Source organism: Clostridium sp. YIM B02569 (genome assembly GCF_022320765.1).
Lineage (GTDB): Bacteria > Bacillota > Clostridia > Clostridiales > Clostridiaceae > Clostridium > Clostridium beijerinckii.
In genome coordinates this window covers 21,304-38,249 of record NZ_JAKJJX010000027.1, presented here as the reverse complement: position 1 = coordinate 38,249, position 16,946 = coordinate 21,304, and the positions used below count along the sequence as shown (strand labels likewise).

The 16,946-nt window shown below is 28.3% G+C and carries 15 protein-coding genes and 1 other annotated feature; of the genes, 11 read left to right on the top strand and 4 right to left on the bottom strand.

The window, feature by feature from the left end; all coding sequences use genetic code 11:
• The first annotated feature begins 330 nt into the window (after positions 1–330).
• Together L3B96_RS21345 and L3B96_RS21340 are read left to right on the top strand one after the other, a co-directional pair.
• The gene (locus L3B96_RS21345) at positions 331–1,047 is read left to right on the top strand and encodes a ferric reductase-like transmembrane domain-containing protein (protein ID WP_077830827.1); all 717 of its coding nucleotides are present in this window, start codon (positions 331–333) and stop codon (positions 1,045–1,047) included.
• 524 nt (positions 1,048–1,571) lie between these two features.
• Complete coding sequence (locus L3B96_RS21340) at positions 1,572–1,721, top strand: hypothetical protein (RefSeq protein ID WP_170816456.1); 150 nt, start codon at positions 1,572–1,574, stop codon at positions 1,719–1,721.
• A 761-nt stretch (positions 1,722–2,482) separates the two neighbouring features.
• Here L3B96_RS21340 and ilvN read toward each other — a convergent pair.
• Together ilvN and ilvB are read right to left on the bottom strand one after the other, a co-directional pair.
• Positions 2,483–2,788 (bottom strand): acetolactate synthase small subunit, encoded by a 306-nt coding sequence (gene ilvN / locus L3B96_RS21335; RefSeq protein ID WP_012058856.1) that lies wholly within the window; start codon positions 2,786–2,788, stop codon positions 2,483–2,485.
• Entirely contained in the window at positions 2,781–4,463 is a 1,683-nt protein-coding gene (gene ilvB / locus L3B96_RS21330) for a biosynthetic-type acetolactate synthase large subunit (RefSeq protein ID WP_238948502.1), read from the bottom strand. Before ilvB ends, ilvN begins: the two co-directional genes overlap by 8 nt.
• A 144-nt stretch (positions 4,464–4,607) precedes the next feature.
• Positions 4,608–4,867, bottom strand: a binding site (T-box leader).
• Between the two features lie 491 nt (positions 4,868–5,358).
• On the opposite strand from ilvB, the gene L3B96_RS21325 reads away from it, so the two are divergent.
• The 7 genes from L3B96_RS21325 to panC all read left to right on the top strand — a co-directional run bounded on the left by L3B96_RS21325 (position 5,359) and on the right by panC (position 14,776).
• Positions 5,359–7,299, top strand: a complete 1,941-nt coding sequence (locus L3B96_RS21325) for an ABC-F family ATP-binding cassette domain-containing protein (protein ID WP_238948501.1) — start codon at positions 5,359–5,361, stop codon at positions 7,297–7,299.
• Positions 7,300–7,367: 68 nt separating this feature from the next.
• Positions 7,368–7,577, top strand: a complete 210-nt coding sequence (locus L3B96_RS21320) for a hypothetical protein (protein WP_065416726.1) — start codon at positions 7,368–7,370, stop codon at positions 7,575–7,577.
• Positions 7,574–10,831, top strand: a complete 3,258-nt coding sequence (locus tag L3B96_RS21315; protein WP_238948500.1) for an SNF2 helicase associated domain-containing protein — start codon at positions 7,574–7,576, stop codon at positions 10,829–10,831. Before L3B96_RS21320 ends, L3B96_RS21315 begins: the two co-directional genes overlap by 4 nt.
• Before the next feature lie 33 nt (positions 10,832–10,864).
• A complete protein-coding gene (locus L3B96_RS21310) occupies positions 10,865–11,572 on the top strand; it encodes an MgtC/SapB family protein (protein WP_077831483.1) in 708 nt (235 codons plus the stop codon).
• Positions 11,573–11,941: 369 nt separating this feature from the next.
• Entirely contained in the window at positions 11,942–12,931 is a 990-nt protein-coding gene (locus tag L3B96_RS21305; RefSeq protein WP_039771024.1) for a DUF2520 domain-containing protein, read from the top strand.
• Positions 12,931–13,758 carry a 3-methyl-2-oxobutanoate hydroxymethyltransferase gene (gene panB / locus L3B96_RS21300; protein ID WP_065416729.1) on the top strand — a complete coding sequence of 276 codons (828 nt, stop codon included), beginning with the start codon at positions 12,931–12,933 and terminating at the stop codon, positions 13,756–13,758. The genes L3B96_RS21305 and panB overlap by 1 nt, the downstream gene beginning before the upstream one ends.
• Before the next feature lie 175 nt (positions 13,759–13,933).
• Positions 13,934–14,776 carry a pantoate--beta-alanine ligase gene (gene panC / locus L3B96_RS21295; RefSeq protein ID WP_238948499.1) on the top strand — a complete coding sequence of 281 codons (843 nt, stop codon included), beginning with the start codon at positions 13,934–13,936 and terminating at the stop codon, positions 14,774–14,776.
• Positions 14,777–14,850: 74 nt separating this feature from the next.
• On the opposite strand, the gene L3B96_RS21290 is transcribed toward panC, so the two are convergent.
• Positions 14,851–15,012, bottom strand: a complete 162-nt coding sequence (locus L3B96_RS21290; RefSeq protein ID WP_238899173.1) for a hypothetical protein — start codon at positions 15,010–15,012, stop codon at positions 14,851–14,853.
• 132 nt (positions 15,013–15,144) lie between these two features.
• Between L3B96_RS21290 and panD the strand changes: the two genes are divergently transcribed.
• Positions 15,145–15,519: an aspartate 1-decarboxylase gene (gene panD, locus L3B96_RS21285; protein ID WP_012058819.1), complete on the top strand. Its 375-nt coding sequence runs from the start codon at positions 15,145–15,147 to the stop codon at positions 15,517–15,519.
• A gap of 55 nt (positions 15,520–15,574) precedes the next feature.
• On the opposite strand, the gene L3B96_RS21280 is transcribed toward panD, so the two are convergent.
• Positions 15,575–15,904, bottom strand: a complete 330-nt coding sequence (locus L3B96_RS21280; RefSeq protein WP_238899174.1) for a hypothetical protein — start codon at positions 15,902–15,904, stop codon at positions 15,575–15,577.
• 411 nt (positions 15,905–16,315) lie between these two features.
• On the opposite strand from L3B96_RS21280, the gene L3B96_RS21275 reads away from it, so the two are divergent.
• Positions 16,316–16,837 (top strand): hypothetical protein, encoded by a 522-nt coding sequence (locus tag L3B96_RS21275; protein WP_238948498.1) that lies wholly within the window; start codon positions 16,316–16,318, stop codon positions 16,835–16,837.
• Positions 16,838–16,946 lie beyond the last annotated feature (109 nt).

The window sequence follows — 16,946 nt, the reverse complement described above, 5'->3', positions numbered from 1 at the left end:
AGAAGTTGCCAGGTAAGGTCTTAACTGGTGCAATCCAAATTGAAAAGATTATGATGGAACAAAAGCTGAATGGTAGAATAATATAAGTTATATAGGAAATAAGATTAAGGGATAACTATAATAATTATGGTTATCTCTTTTTCAATGTAATAGTGCACCAACATATACCAAATTTAAATCGATATACAAGAAAAGTGATTGTAATTTCATTCTATTTTATTTCCTAGCAATTAGATAAAATAAAGATTGCTAAATCTTGACGTAATAGCCATGATAAAATATAATTGTTAGTGATATTCATTATCAATAATAATTATAAGGAGTAGAAATATGATCTTTATTTGTACATTAATTCTAGTAACGATTTTATCATTACTTTTAACATCATCTATTAAAAAACATTATTATCTTTTTTATTCGCTGGCAGCGGGTATTGCGATAATCACATCATTTTATGAAATACTACGAATAACATCTAATGCAAAGCTTGATGGGGTTATTCTAACTCTTGAAAAAACTTCAATAAGAGGATTGATATCAGTATCATTTTTTATATTAGTAATGTATGCAGGAGCTTTAAATCAAAAATGGACAATAACAAAGAAATTACGCAGCATTAGGGCAGAATTAGCTATTATAGGTACAATCATGCTTTTACCTCATGGAACAGTATATTTTATTCGCTTTATAATACTCAAGCTTCCTAAAATCATCAATGAAGGTTTGTTTCCTGTATTATACTTAAGCTATATAGCAGTTGGAATTATTGGATTTATTATAATGATACCATTATTTATAACCTCATTTAAGAAAATAAGGCGTAAAATGCAAGGAAAGCAATGGAAGAGGCTTCAAAGATGGGCATATTTGTTTTACTTTTTAACATATCTTCATATTTTACTCATACTTTTAAATGAAAAGGAAATAGATTGGGTAAGATTAAGCAGCTACACTATAGTTTTTATTAGCTATATGGGTTTTAAGTTATTAAAAAATAAAGAGATTAGTATAGTAAAATCATTAAAATTAAGTAAAATGAATAGCTAATATTTAATGTAAAATTTATGAAGTGAAAATATCAATTTATCGCTAATCGAGTTTGTGATATTTTCTTATCATATTTAGAAAACAGCAACAACATGAGAGTATTCAATTTAATTATATAATCAATTATTTATCTTTATCACAATAATTTTAATATTTTATAGAATAATTAAATAAACATTTCTTATAAATTAGCTTATAGCTTAATTATTTTCGAACAAGCTCTTTATATGAATAAAAATGTAGAAAAATAAATGATATAAACTTGAAGTTATTTTCACATAAAGACAATAAGTTACAAGCAAATAAGTTATAATGTCAAATGAGAAAATACAATAGATTATTTGCATAATTAGTTTATCCCTATTTCGAGCTAATTTAACTTTTAACTTTTTGTAATATTATATTAAGGAATTATTAACATAATCTAAAGATAATAAACAGAGATTTATAGTAACATATAAACATGAAAAAGCTGTACTAAGTGATTTAGAAATAAAACAATATTAAGGCGGTGATTTTATTTTATGAAAGATGTAAATGTAGATACAATCAAAGAAACAATAAAATATCTTCCAGAAGATGAACAAGAGATAATATTACATTTAACAGAAATATTTGAAGGCGAAGAAGAAAATATTAATGAATATGTTAAAAATGAATTAATTAGTGAATAAAACAAGCAGTATTAGCAATGATTTTTATTTATGGCGGTATCTATTTATTAGGTTCATTAGCTAAAATATAAATAATAGAACTAAACTAATTAATATATGATCTAAGCTTTAAGGGCTAATGTTTATTTACATTAGCTTTTTTATTCTTTATGAAATTATAATGCAATTAAATCTGTGGATAACTTTTATAGTAGTATATTTTACTTGGGTTAATTACTATAAAAGAATAAAAAAATAGATCATATTCGCCTGCCAAATTTTTCTCACATGCGTTCGAAAAGGCAGATGCGTGAAAAAAATCTACACATAGAACAAAAGTGGCTGCGCCACGCTCTTTCTTTATACCATTTTTTACAGGTCAATATCCTTATAACCATTGGTATCACTGGCTCTCAAAATCAAAAAATTCTATACTTTCCTAGACAATGAAAAGAGTGCGAAGCACAATACGGAACTTAACAACAGTCGCCTGTGATTTTTTTATTATAAAAAGTATTTTTGAAGAGCTTTTTATATAATATCTTTTTAAAATAGTATACAAAACAGATAAAAATAGTCTTGTATAAATTTTAAAACTATGTTAATATTAATTTACACAATGCTAACATTATACTCCCAAGATAATTACAAACTTTCTTATAGAGCGGTTCATTTAATGAGGATAATAAACAGTAGAGATATTGTTTATTATCCTTATTTTTATTTCTGAATTAAAACTAAGTTTTATTTATTATTCTAAGCTTAAGTTATAGAATCAAATCTCAAATATCCTCTTGTTTAAGCTTTAGTACTTTATTTAAGTTTTCAAATACAGATTGATCATAATCTTGGTGTACTGAAACTTCGATAACATCATAGAGTTTTTCTAATTGCTTTATTATTTGATCAAGCACAGAATCATTTTTGACAAGTAAATACATTTTACTTGTAGAACCATCACCTATTTGTGCACATAAAATTCCTTCTAAATTAAATGCACGTCTTGCAAAAAGCCCAGTTATGTGGCTCATAACACCAGAATGGTTTCTAACATGTAGCTCTATAAGATAAAATTTAGTATTAATCATTTAAATTTTCACCACCAATCATATCTATATTTGATTCACCAGGAGGAACCATAGGAAGTACATTTTCGGTTTCTTCAATAGGTATATTAATTACACATGGTCCATCTGTAGTTAACAATTCTTTTAATTTTTCTAAAGGTTTTTCCTCATTACATAAATCACAAGATTGTATTCCAAAGCCTTCTGCTATCATTTTGAAGTTAGGATTTGATATAAATTTTGATGCTATATAGTGCTCATTATAAAACAACTGTTGCTGTTGACGTACTAGGCCTAAATGATGATTATTTAAAATAATTACTTTTATATTCAGATTAAAGTCAGCAAGGGTAGCTAGCTCCTGAATATTCATTAAAATAGATCCATCACCACAGAAAGAGATTATAGTCTTATCTTTATTGGCCAATGCAGCACCTATGGCTACTGGAAGTCCAAATCCCATAGTTCCAAGACCACTAGAAGTTAGTAAAGCCTTTGGTAATTTAAAAGGGTATCTTTGAGCTACCCACATTTGATGCTGCCCAACATCAGTAGTAATAACTGCATCCCTAGGAACTATGTTTCCTACAAAAGGAATTATATTAGCAGGATGCAGTATGTTTTTATAAGAAGGGAGTGGATATTTAGATTTAAAGCATTTAACTCTTTCCCTCCAAGTGTTTCGACTTTTACTTTCAATATGTGGAAGTATATCTTCTAAGAAGTCATCAACATTTGCAATCATAGATAAACTACTGGTTTTAACTTTATTTATTTCAGAAGGATCAATATCAATATGGATTATAGAAGCGTTAGGACAAAACTTTTCTATATTACCTGTTGCTCTATCATCAAACCTTACTCCTAGGGCCAAAATTAAGTCAGCTTCGTTTAGAAGATAATTTGTATATGGTGCACCATGCATTCCAAGCATTCCAATACTCAATTCATCATCACAAGGAAAAGCACCAAGTCCCATAAGACTTAAAGAAACTGGTATATTATTTTTCTTTGCAATTTTATATAAGTTAGATGAAGCATTTGAATTCACTACACCTCCACCTGCATAAATTATAGGCTTCTTTGAATCATTGATTAATTCAGCTATGCAATAAAGCGTAGAACTTTTTATTAGATCTCTTTTAGGCAGATTTTCAGATGCAATTTCAGAAGGAAAGTCTTCTAAGTCTATAAATTCATTCTGAATATTCTTAGGAATATCAACAAGTACTGGTCCAGGTCTTCCTTCTAAAGCTATTTTGAAAGCTTCTTTTATAACCGTAAAAAGTTCATTTATGTTCCTAATTAAGAAATTGTGCTTAGTAATTGGAATTGTTAATCCATAAGCATCAACTTCTTGAAAAGCATCAGTACCTATTGCTGATAGAGGAACCTGGCCTGTTATAGCAACAAGAGGAATTGAATCAAGTTTAGCATCTGCAATAGCAGTTAGAAGATTAGTTACTCCTGGGCCAGAAGTTGCAAAACATACTCCAACTTTATTTGTACTTCTTGAAATGCCTTGTGCAATAAATCCAGCACCTTGTTCGTGACGTGCTAGTATATGTTTGATTTTTTTGCTTTTATATAAAGCATCATAAAGTGGGAGATTGAAGCCTCCTGGAATGCCTGATATATATTCAACTCCTTCGTTCTCTAATAATTTAATAACTATTTCAGCACCATTATATTTCAAAGAAATCACTCCTTACATAAATATCTTAGAATATTTCATTAACGTTTATTTATTAAATAAAAAGTTCGATTTTACTATTTTTTATTACTTGATATAAGATTAAATATTATTTTGTGTAAAAAAAAACTCCCAATCCTATAAATATTATAGGACGAAGAGATAATCACCGCGGTACCACCTAATTTTGTATAATCAAATACACACTTATTAATAATACGGGTTAAATAACCGATATTATTGTCCTTTTAACGGTGGACACTCCGTTTAATTCTACTCTCTAACAATTAAGATTTCGATTAAAAACTCCAAGGCTACATTCCATATATACATCATGAGAATTTCCAGCAATCATTCTCTCTCTTTATTTCAATAATATATGTACTCTTCCTTTTCACAGTTTTTAAATTATATGTGTTTGTATAAATTATAGTCAAAAGATATAAGCATTGTCAATAATTTTTTGAAAATTCTGCAAAATTATAAATTAAGAAAATAGTAATCAAGAAATTTATGTTAATAGAAATAAAAAAAAGCAAAATAGTATATCGTTTACATATAGATTGTGCTATAATAAATATATAATCAGATCCATATTAAAGGGGGAATAATTATGCTAGGAATAGTAATTTTTGTTTGTGCTTTATTGATTGGTTGTAATGCTTTTTATAATACAGAAGATAATGAAGAAAGATATGAAATCTCAAGTCAAAATCTTAAAAAAAATAAGTGAATCATTAATATATACAGTAATTATTTGAAACAAGATATGTTACTTTTAGACTATCTATATTATAATAGGTAGTCTTTTTTTGTTTAAATTCAATCTAAATTTCTGTTTATGAGCATCCTATGTTAAAATAGTATGTATATAATCACATAAAGGAGTTTAAAATTAATGAATATAATTACTTTGGAAAATATAAGCAAAAATTATAGTGATAAAATATTATTAAATAATGTTTCACTAGGAATTAATGATGGAGATAAAATTGGTTTAATTGGAATAAATGGTGCTGGTAAATCAACATTTTTAAAAGTGGTTTCTGGCCGAGAGGAATTTTTTGATGGAAATATAGTAAAGGGTAAAAATGTTAGAATTGAATATCTTGATCAGAATCCTTTATTTGATGAAGATGCAACTGTTTTAGAACAAATTTTTAAAGGTGACACTAAAGAAATGAAACTTTTAAAAAGATATGAGGCGTTATTAGATAAGATTAATAGTTGCAGTGGTGAAAACTTTGATTCTTTAAATAATGAATTACTTAAGGTTCAAAGTGAAATTGACTCCTTAAGCTTATGGGATATGGAGAGTGACGCAAAGACAATTTTAAATAAACTTGGAATAAAGAATTATTCAGAAAAGGTCGGAAATTTATCTGGAGGACAAAAGAAGAGAATAGCACTTGCTTGTTCGCTTATAACACCATGTGATCTTCTTATATTAGATGAGCCTACCAATCATCTAGATTCAGATTCCATTGAATGGCTTGAAGAATTCTTAAATTCTAGGAAAGGCGCTCTTTTAATGATTACTCATGATAGATATTTCTTAGACAGAGTAACAAATAGAATTATTGAGCTGGACAGAGGAAATTTATATACTTATCCTGGAAATTATACTGCCTTCCTTGAAAAAAAGATTGAAAGAATTGAAGTAGAACAATCACAAGAAGAAAAGAAAAACGCTCTTATAAGGAACGAATTAAAATGGGTTAGACGTGGTGCTAAAGCCAGAACTACTAAGCAAAAGGCAAGACTTCAAAGATTTGACGAGTTAGTAAGCGAGGAAAGCATTAAAAGACAAGAAGATGTGGATATATCATTTGTTGGTTCTAGGCTGGGGAAAAAAGTAGTTGAATTATACGATATATCTAAGTCATTTGGAAATAAAGTTATAATTAAAGACTTTAATTATATATTTTTGAGAAATGATAGAATTGGTATCATTGGAGAAAATGGGGCTGGAAAAACAACTTTAGTTAATATTCTTAGAAATAAACTTCCAATAGACAGCGGAAAAATTGAAATTGGTGATACAGTTAAAATAGGATGTTTTGCACAAGATAATAGTAACATGGATCCTAAACTAAGAGTAATTGATTATGTTAAAGAAGGCGGAGAATATATACCAGTAGAAGATGGAACTAAAATAATGGCTTCTACTATGTGTGAAAGATTTCTATTCGATAGTACTATGCAGTATACTCCGATTGAAAAATTATCTGGTGGTGAAAGAAGAAGACTTCATCTTTTAAGAGTATTAATGGAATCACCTAACTTTTTAATATTAGATGAACCTACTAACGATTTAGATATCGAAACATTAAAAATATTAGAAGACTTTTTAGATAAATTTATGGGTGTAATCATTGTTGTATCCCATGATAGATATTTCTTAGATAGAATTTGTACGAAGATATTCTCTTATGAAGGAAATGGGTATATCAAAGAGTATAACGGTAACTATAGCGACTTTTTGATTTCAAAAGAAATTGAGAAGATTAAATCTGTTGAGTCAAATGATAAAAGTGGCAATGAATTTGCGGCAGATAAAGGAAAGGGATTTAAAGAAAAAACTAAAGATAATAAACCTAAGTTTACTTTTAAAGAGCAAAAAGAATATGAAGCTATAGATGAAGATATTGCTAAGCTCGAAGAAAAAATCAATTCTTTAGAAAAGGAAATGGCAAAGAATGCTTCAAACTATGGGAAACTAAATGAATTGATGCATGAAAAAGAAGAAGTACAAAGTGAACTAGATAATAAATACGAACGATGGGAATATCTAAATGAAATAGCTGAAGCAATTGAAGAATTCAAAAATAATAACTAAATATAATTTAAAAGGAGGGTACTGGGATTATTTTTAAATTACTAATTTAAATAATCTCACCTAATGAAATGGAAGTACATATATATTTAAAAGGAAAAAATGAACCTACTATATTTAATGCTGAAAGAATTGATATATTAGATATAAATATTGAAGGTCGTGACTATAAGCAAATAAGATATTTTAGAAAAGGGGTTTCTAAATCCCAATATATCAGTGTAGATTTAATTAAAAGAATTAAAGAAGTTAAAAATAAAAATGCAGGTGATAAACATTGATAAAACAAATTTTACTAGAGGGTTTTAATAAGAACATAACAAATTCATCTCTTACAAAAGGTCAACGTGTTCTAAAAAATGATTTGTTAAGAGAAATAAATGTTAAAGTAGATAAAGATTATATAAAAATAAACTCAAATGTAGTTTCAGAAAGCCTTCTTAGTGAATATTCGTGTAAGCTTGAAATTGATAATATGACTAAAGAAATTATAGGAACCCATTGTAGTTGTCTAGACTTTGAGAAAAACGAATTTTCTCGTGATAATTACTGTTGTAAACATATAATAGCTACTTTTTATACATTCTTAAGAAATATTGATGAAGATGAAGAGTTAAGAACCAAGTTAAATAATAATTTATCTCTTAAAGATAATAAAGCTAGAATTAAGGAGAATTCTAATGATGATTTATTATCTTTACTTGTTGGGGATACGGATAAGGAAAAGCTAAAATTCGAAGTTATTATTAATAAAAACAATTGGTCCTCTAAACTTCAAATCGAGTTTAAAATAGGATTAAGAAAAAGCAATAAAATGTATATAGTTAAAGATATTAATCAATTTTTGACATGCGTTTATAATAAAGTACCAATTAAGTACGGGAAAGAATTTATTTTTGATATAAAAACTCAAAGTCTTTCTTATGAAGATAGAAGATTAATAAAATTCATGAATAATATAAAAAATTTAGCAGATCATGATAGAAATTTTAGACGTTATCAGGATAAGTTAATAGAAGGAAAGACCCTTACAATTCCTGATATGATGTTTAAAGAATTTTTATATATTATAAAAAAGAATAGAGTTTTTTTAGGCGATGGATTCTTTTATAGAATATTAGAATCTGAAATAATAGAAGGGGATATGCCTATTCCATTTGCTTTATTGAGTAAGAATAGCAATATAATTTTAGAAGCTCCTAATGGAATACCAGAATCATTAACTCAAAATGAAGATGTATTCTTATTCGGCACTTCAATATATATTCCATCAATAGAACAATGTGAGAGATTATCGCCATATTTAAAAATATTTAATGCCACTAACAAAGTTAGTTTCAATAAGATTAATGAAAGTAGAATTTTGAAAGAATTAATACCTTCGATTCAAAAAGTAACAAATGATTTAGTTTTATCTAAGGATATTAGAGAAAAAGTTGTAATCGCACCTGTAATCTTCAGGTTTTATTTTGATAAAGATAAGGATATTTCGTTGTTGTTTAAGGTATCATATGAAGGACATGAATTTAATTTTTTTGAAGAATACAAAGATAAAATTATTTACAGAGATACTAATAAAGAATATGAAGTTTTAGGAGTATTAAAAAGTCTTGGATTTGAAGAAGTTAATGGAAGATTATTCTTTTTAAGAGATGATGATGAGGCTTTTAAATTCTTTAAATATGAAATAGAAAAGCTTCAAAGATATGGTGAAGTATTTTATTCTGAGAGATTTAAGGGAATAAAAGATATTAAGAAATCAGATTTTGTTGGGGAAGTTAGAAAAGGTAAATTCAACTATTTTGAGTTTGAATTTAAAATTTCTGATATATCTCCAGAAGAAACTGCAAAAATACTTAGAAGCTTTAGAGATAACTTGAAATATTACAAGCTTGAGAATGGAGAATTCTTAGACCTAGAAGATGAAGCATTGAAAGAATCATTGACCCTTATAGATAATTTACTTTTAGAAGAAAAATTAAATGAGAATCTCATTAATGTTCCAATTAACAAGGGAGCTTATCTTGAAGATTATTTAGAAGACAAAGAGTTAAGGTATATAAATAGTTGTGATGAAATTAAGGATCTTAAAGAAAGATTAAGTAACATTAAAGATAAAGCCTTTCAACCTCCATATGGACTTCAAGCTAAACTTAGAAAGTATCAAAAAGAAGGCTATAATTGGCTTAGAACTTTAGATTACTTAGGGTTTGGTGGAATACTTGGTGATGAAATGGGACTTGGAAAGACACTGCAAACAATAACATTATTGCTTTCAAAGCCAGATTCAAAAACTCTTATTATTGCACCTACTTCTTTAATCTATAATTGGAAAAATGAATTTAATAAATTTGCTCCATCAATGAAAATTGCTATTTGCAATGGGGTAAAAGAAGAAAGAGAAGAATTGATTAATAACTATAAAGAATATGATATAATCTTAACTACCTATAATTTATTGAGACGTGACATAGAATTATATAATATGAATTTTGATTACTGTATCTTAGATGAGGCTCAAAACATAAAGAATCAATCTTCTTTAAGTTCTAAGTCAGTCAAGGAAATAAAAGCAAGAATAAGATTTGCGTTGACTGGAACACCAATAGAAAATTCATTAATGGAATTATGGTCAATATTTGATTTTATAATGCCAGGGTATTTATATAACGAGAAGAAATTTGTAACTAGATATCATAGAAGGCTTGAAGAAGGACCAGAAATTCTTGAAGAGTTAAATAGGCTTGTAAAACCATTTATTCTTAGAAGGTATAAGAAGAATGTAATTAAAGAATTACCTGATAAAATTGAAAAAAGACTTCTTGTTCCTTTAAGTGATGAGCAAAAAGTCGTATATGAAACCTATGCTAACTATACTAAAGATTTAATTCAAAAGAAAGTCGAAGATTTTGAGTTTAGTAAGAGCAAAATAGAAATTTTGGCTTATATAACTAAGCTTCGTCAGATATGTTTAGATCCGTCTGTAACTATGGATAATTACTTAGGAAGTAGTGGAAAAATTGATGCATTAATTGAATTATTGGAACAAAGTATAGATGAGGGACATAAAATATTAGTATTCTCGCAATTTACTTCTGTATTAAAGAATATAAGCAAAATACTTAAAGAAAAAAATTTCTTATTTTCATATTTAGATGGATCAGTTTCATCAATCAATAGAATGAAGATGGTTGACGAATTTAATAATGGTGAAAACACTGTATTCTTAGTATCCTTGAAAGCTGGTGGTACGGGGCTGAATTTAACAAGCGCGGATATAGTGATACATTTTGATCCATGGTGGAATCCTGCTGTTGAAGATCAAGCAACTGATAGAGCACATAGAATTGGTCAAAAAAATGTGGTAGAAGTGATTAAGTTAATTGCCCAAGGAACTATAGAAGAAAAAATAGTGGAATTACAGGATTCAAAAAGAGAGCTAATAAATAAGATTTTAGGTGATGATTTATCCGTAGGAGAATTCATACATTCGTTAAATGAAAATGAAATTTTAGAATTATTTAATTATAATTAACAATAAGATACCAGCAATTATGAAGGTGGTTATATGGAGAATACAATAAATGAACTGACAAACTACTTGAGGGAAGTTAATACTGCATCTATAATTTTAAGGCTTACTCTTGCTACAATTTGTGCAGGGATTATTGGGCTTGAAAGAGGAAGAAAAAAAAGGCCGGCTGGTCTTAGAACTCATATATTAGTTTGTATTGGTGCAACTTTAATTATGATAACAGGACAATACATGAGAGATATATTACACATTCAGGATGATGTAAGCAGAATGGGTGCTCAAGTTATAAGTGGTATTGGGTTTCTTGGAGCGGGTACTATTATCGTAGTTGGGCGTAATGAAGTTAAAGGCCTTACAACTGCAGCTGGTCTTTGGGCCTGCGCATGTATGGGACTTGCCATTGGAATTGGATTTTATGAAGGCGCTATTATTTCATGCTTTTTTCTATTAGGTGTATTAACAGTACTTCATAAAGCAGATTTACATTATAGGGCTAAGTCTAACGAATTGGATATATATGCTGAACTCAAGCATATAGCAGGCGTTACAAACTTTATGAATGCAATAAAATTAGATGGAACAAAAATTTCTAATCTAGAACTTAAGAAAGCTAAAGAGCTTGACAATCATATAATTGGGCTTAAAATGACTTTAACATTACCTGAAAAAATTAATCATTCAGAGTACATTTTAAAGCTTCATAGCCTTGAAAATGTAATTACTATAGAGGAAATTATGTAAATTTTTATAAAAATACGAGAAAGCAAGAATTAAAAAGTAATCTTGCTTTTTTTTGTATTTAAATAAAAAAATCGCAGGCGACTGTGGAGCAGGAGATTTTTTTCACGCATCTGCCTTTTCGAATGCATGTGAGAAAAATCTGGCAGGCGAATAAGATTTTCTTTTTATTCTTTTTTAAATACTCAAACTATCCAATCAACCTTTTTTAAGTTACCCATAGATTTTACAGGAATATAAATTCCTAAAGAATAAAAAAATTTATCATTGTTAAAATCAAAACATAGTGGTAGAATATCAGTGGGTAGTATCGAAAAAGAGTTACACCAAATTTTTTAGCATTAATTATATATAATACAACTCATATCTATAATGAATGAGATTGAAATTAGGATGTTGTATCACTCACACGTATATGGAGGTGATACCATTAAAATTGGATTTATTGGCCCAGGGAAGGTAGGCGTGAGTTTAGGACGCTACTTTACTCATAAAGGGATAGAATTAAGCGGCTTTTATGGAAAAGATGACTTAAATGCCATAGATGCAGCAAATATTACAAAATCTAAATTTTATAACAACATTCAAGATATTATTAAAGATAGTGATATATTATTTATTACAACTCCTGATGACATCATTTCAATTATAGATATTGAATTATCAAAATTTGATCTAAATAACAAATCTATTTGCCACACAAGTGGTTCACTCAAATCAAATGTATTATGTAATGCGAAACATTCTGGTGCAATGATTTATTCTCTACATCCAATATTTGCATTCTCTAGTAAAGAAACAAACTTAAAAGAATTGGAAGATATATATTTTTCAATTGAAGGTGATATTTTAGAAGATTCATCTATTATTAGTGTACTTAAGCTTATTGGAAATAAGTACTTTGTTAGAAAAGCAGAAGATTCCTCAACATATCATTTAGCTAGCGTTTTTGTATCTAACTTAGCATTATCTTTGCTTGATATAGGAACGAGTTATTTAAAAAAACTTGGACTAGATGATGAAGAAGCTTTAAATGCTTTAAAACCTTTAATAAAGGGTAACATTGATAGTATTTATGCAAAAGGGTTTGTTAATTCTTTAACAGGTCCTATAGCAAGGGGAGATATTACAACAATTGAGAAGCATATTTCTGTTTTAGAGGACAAAGATAAAGATTTATATAAGATATTATCTTTTAATCTATTAAAACTTGTGGCTTTGAGAGATAAAAATAATGCAGATATTACAGAAAACATAGAAGAATGTTTCTATGACATGAAAAATAAGAGTCAAATAGAAAATGTATTAAGTAATTCAAAAAAGCATTTGGAAATTTATAAGTTTTTAGGAGGCGTAAATTAGTGAAAAATACAGTATTAACTTTTAAACAAGCCAAAGAAGAGAAAAGAAGATTAAGTATGCTTACAGCATATGATTACTCAATGGCAAAAATCATTGATGAAAGTGGTGTTAACGGGATTTTAATTGGAGATTCTCTTGGCATGGTTATTAAAGGTGAAGAAGATACATTAGCTGTTACTATGGATGAAATCATTTATCATACAAAAGCTGTTAAGAAGGGTGCTAAAAATGCTCTTATTGTAAGTGATATGCCTTTTTTATCATATCATGTATCTATCGAACAAGCAGTTTTAAATGCAGGAAGATTAATAAAAGAAGGTGGCGCTAATGCCGTTAAGCTTGAGGGTGGTGCGAATGTTGCAGCCCAAATTAAAGCTATTGTAGATGCTCAAATACCAGTTATGGGACACATAGGATTAACTCCTCAATCAGTAAATGCTTTTGGAGGATTTAAGGTTCAAGGAAAGAGTGAGGCAGCTGCAAAGCAGCTTATAGATGATGCTGTACTTATTGAGAAAGCAGGGGCGTTTTCAATTGTTCTTGAGGGAATTCCTGAAAAAGTTGCAGAGCTTATAACAAATGCAGTTTCAATTCCAACAATAGGAATAGGAGCTGGAAAATATTGTGATGGTCAAATTTTAGTTTATCAAGATATGTTAGGCATGTTTAATGACTTTGTGCCAAAGTTCGTAAAACAATATGCAAATGTAGGTAACGTTATGAGAGATGCCATTAGCTCTTATGTTAAAGAAGTACAAGCTGGAGATTTCCCAGAAGAAAAATACACTTTTAAAATAGATGAAAATGAATTAAAGAAATTGTACTAAATCTTAGATTTATGCGATAACTCACGAAATGAATAATATACTTTTGTTTGGAAGATATTTCATGATCTAAGTATAGTTTAAGATTGTAGTATCTATATAGATATTCAACTGTAAGTTTATACTTATGTGATAATGAACCTAAATTTTGGTATTAGGATGAGAAGGGTGATCAGTAATGTTAGTTAAAGAGATTAAAGAGCTTAGAAGCTTGATTAAGGCATGGAAGAGAGAGGGGCTCTCTGTAGGGTATGTTCCAACAATGGGAGCTTTGCATGAAGGTCATGAGAGTCTTATAAAAAGAGCTGTTGAAGAAAATGATAAGGTCGTTGTAAGCGTATTTGTAAATCCAACACAATTTGGTCCAAATGAAGATTTTGATAGTTACCCAAGAAACATAAATAAAGATTTGGAACTTTGCATTAATGCAGGCGCAGCAATAGTGTTCAATCCAGAACCAAGTGAAATGTATTATGGAGATAAATCTACAAGTGTTAGTGTATCAGGTCTTACAAGTGTACTTTGCGGTGCTAAAAGACCAGGGCATTTCGATGGAGTATGTTTAGTTGTTTCAAAATTTTTAAATATAGTTACTCCGGATAAAGCTTATTTTGGAGAAAAAGATGCTCAACAAGTGGCTGTTATAAAAAGAATGGTTAGAGATTTAAATATTGATGTAGAAATAGTTGCTTGCCCTATAATCCGTGAAGAAGACGGACTAGCAAAAAGTTCAAGAAATGCTTATCTTTCTAAAGATGAAAGGAAAGCAGCATTAGTATTAAGTAGAAGTTTAGAAATAGCTAAAGATGCATTAAGAAAAGGTGAAAGAAATGCTAATAATATTAAAAATTCAATAAAAGAGGTACTAAATTCAGAACCATTAGCAAAAATAGATTATGTAGAAATCGTAGATAGTGATTCACTAAAAAGCGTTGAAATCATTGAGAGAAATGTATTGATTCCAATTGCAGTTTATATAGGAAAAACAAGATTAATAGATAATTTTACATTTGAAATATAATAATATAGATATCTGAGGTGAAAATGTACTTATGCGTAAAATCCACCGAAATAAAGATCATGCATTTGTTCAGGTTACTGAGGATTAAGCTGTGAATTTCTAATAGCAGGAGTTGCACCATTTCTGCATGATCCTGAAACGAGTTCAGGACAAGCAAAAATGGAACAACTTCCACTAAAGAAATATCTACAGCTAAATCCTCTAATGTAACGCTTCCACAAAAGCATGACCTTCATTTCTGATATGGAATATACTTCAAAAGATAAGTTCAATTTAATGAGAGTATCTATGAAGATACCGAAAAGGAATATATACTAATTTGATTATTATGAACAGATAAATAAACAGATTTTCAGGAGGAAATTTTAATGATACTTACAATGTTAAAAGGAAAAATACACAGAGCTACAGTTACACAGGCAGAATTAAATTATGTAGGAAGCATTACAATAGACAAAACATTAATGGAAGCAGCAGGTATCTTAGAAAACGAAAAAGTTCAAATAGTTGATATAAATAATGGTGCAAGACTTGAAACATATGTGATTCCGGGTAAAAGGGAATCAGGAGTTATTTGTTTAAATGGTGCTGCAGCAAGGTTAGTACAACCTGGTGATAAAGTTATTATAATAGCTTACGCACAAATGAATGAGGATGAAGCTAGAAAATATAAGCCTTCAGTTGTTTTTATGAATGATGATAATACAATAAAAGAAATAACTAATTATGAATCAAATGAATAAAATTTTATTTATATCTTTGTAGTTAAAGAGTGAGATTAATTTAAAATCTCACTCTTTAATTTATTACACGAATTATGATATTTTCTATATGTCTTCCACCAAACTCATCTTCAATCAGTACTTGTATTAAATCATAACCACAAAATCCAGCTGTTGGCTTATATACAAGAATAGAGGGTTCAACTGAATATAGCTTACCATTGTGAGGACATGATTTTATCCTTAAACGGCTTTTAGCACTATAACAATCTAATACTTGTAAGTCTAAAAAAATATAATTTCGTGAGTGTACATAAAAGGGCTTTATTTCTTTAATATTAACTTTGAAGTTACAAGGATGTATATTAAATTCATAATTTTCTTTTTTAGTTTCGTTATCCTTCAAAATCCCACTTCCTTTCACTAAAGAAAATAAATCGCTACTAAATATTAATTCTATAAATTTAAAATTAATTTAGTCTACAATGTAATAAAAAATTTTATTTTAATACATATTATGTTTTTATATTACCTTTTGTACCATTTCTAATAATATTTAATACATTATTATATAAGAGAATATAAAAAAATCGCAGGCGACTGCATGCAGTAAGTCTTTAATTGACTTAATGCTCTTTTTATAGGAAATTGATCTTAATTGCACTTCGTGCTCTTTTTATAGGTGTATATTTTTTATTCTCTTTCTGTACAGAACCTAATTAAGTATCCTTTTTTATAAGTGTCCACAGATTTTACTTTATTATAAATTTCTAAAGAATAAGCTAAATCATTAATACCAGTAATTGGAGGAAGTAGAATGGATAATGAAAAAGAGACATACAATAAAAATGAACCTAAAAAAATATGTAATGACGAGAATTTTGTAACTGATGATTTTTTTGATATAGAATGTGACTATTGTTTGAACGAAAAAGAAAATGTAGAAAATTGGGAGAAAGAGGAAAATAAAAAACATGACACTTGTTGCCAAGGAAGCGAACCTAAGATTTATGCTAGTTGTAATCTAAAAGTGGATTTCGATACAATAAATAAAATGCTTTATTTAATTCCAGGCGAATCTCAATTTTTTACAGTTGATGTATCAAAATGTTGTGGAGATGTAACTATTAGATATAATGGATGTTCTTCAAATAATGGAATTCGTGGAAATCTTGCAGTATATAAAATAGTGCACTCTGGGATTATAGCTGAAACTTATTCCAAATTAGATCCTAAAAAAAAAGATATCTTACATTTCACAGCCACAGACAAGTGTAGTCATGAGTCTTATGATTTTGTTGCAATATTCTCGTGTAATTTATGTAGACGTTATTGTTAAAAAACCTAAATTTAAATGAAATTATTAAAATCTAATGAGCAGTTTATAACAAAGTAGATTGATTAAGTGTAACAATTAAAAAAATTGTTTATATAATAAAATATAACAG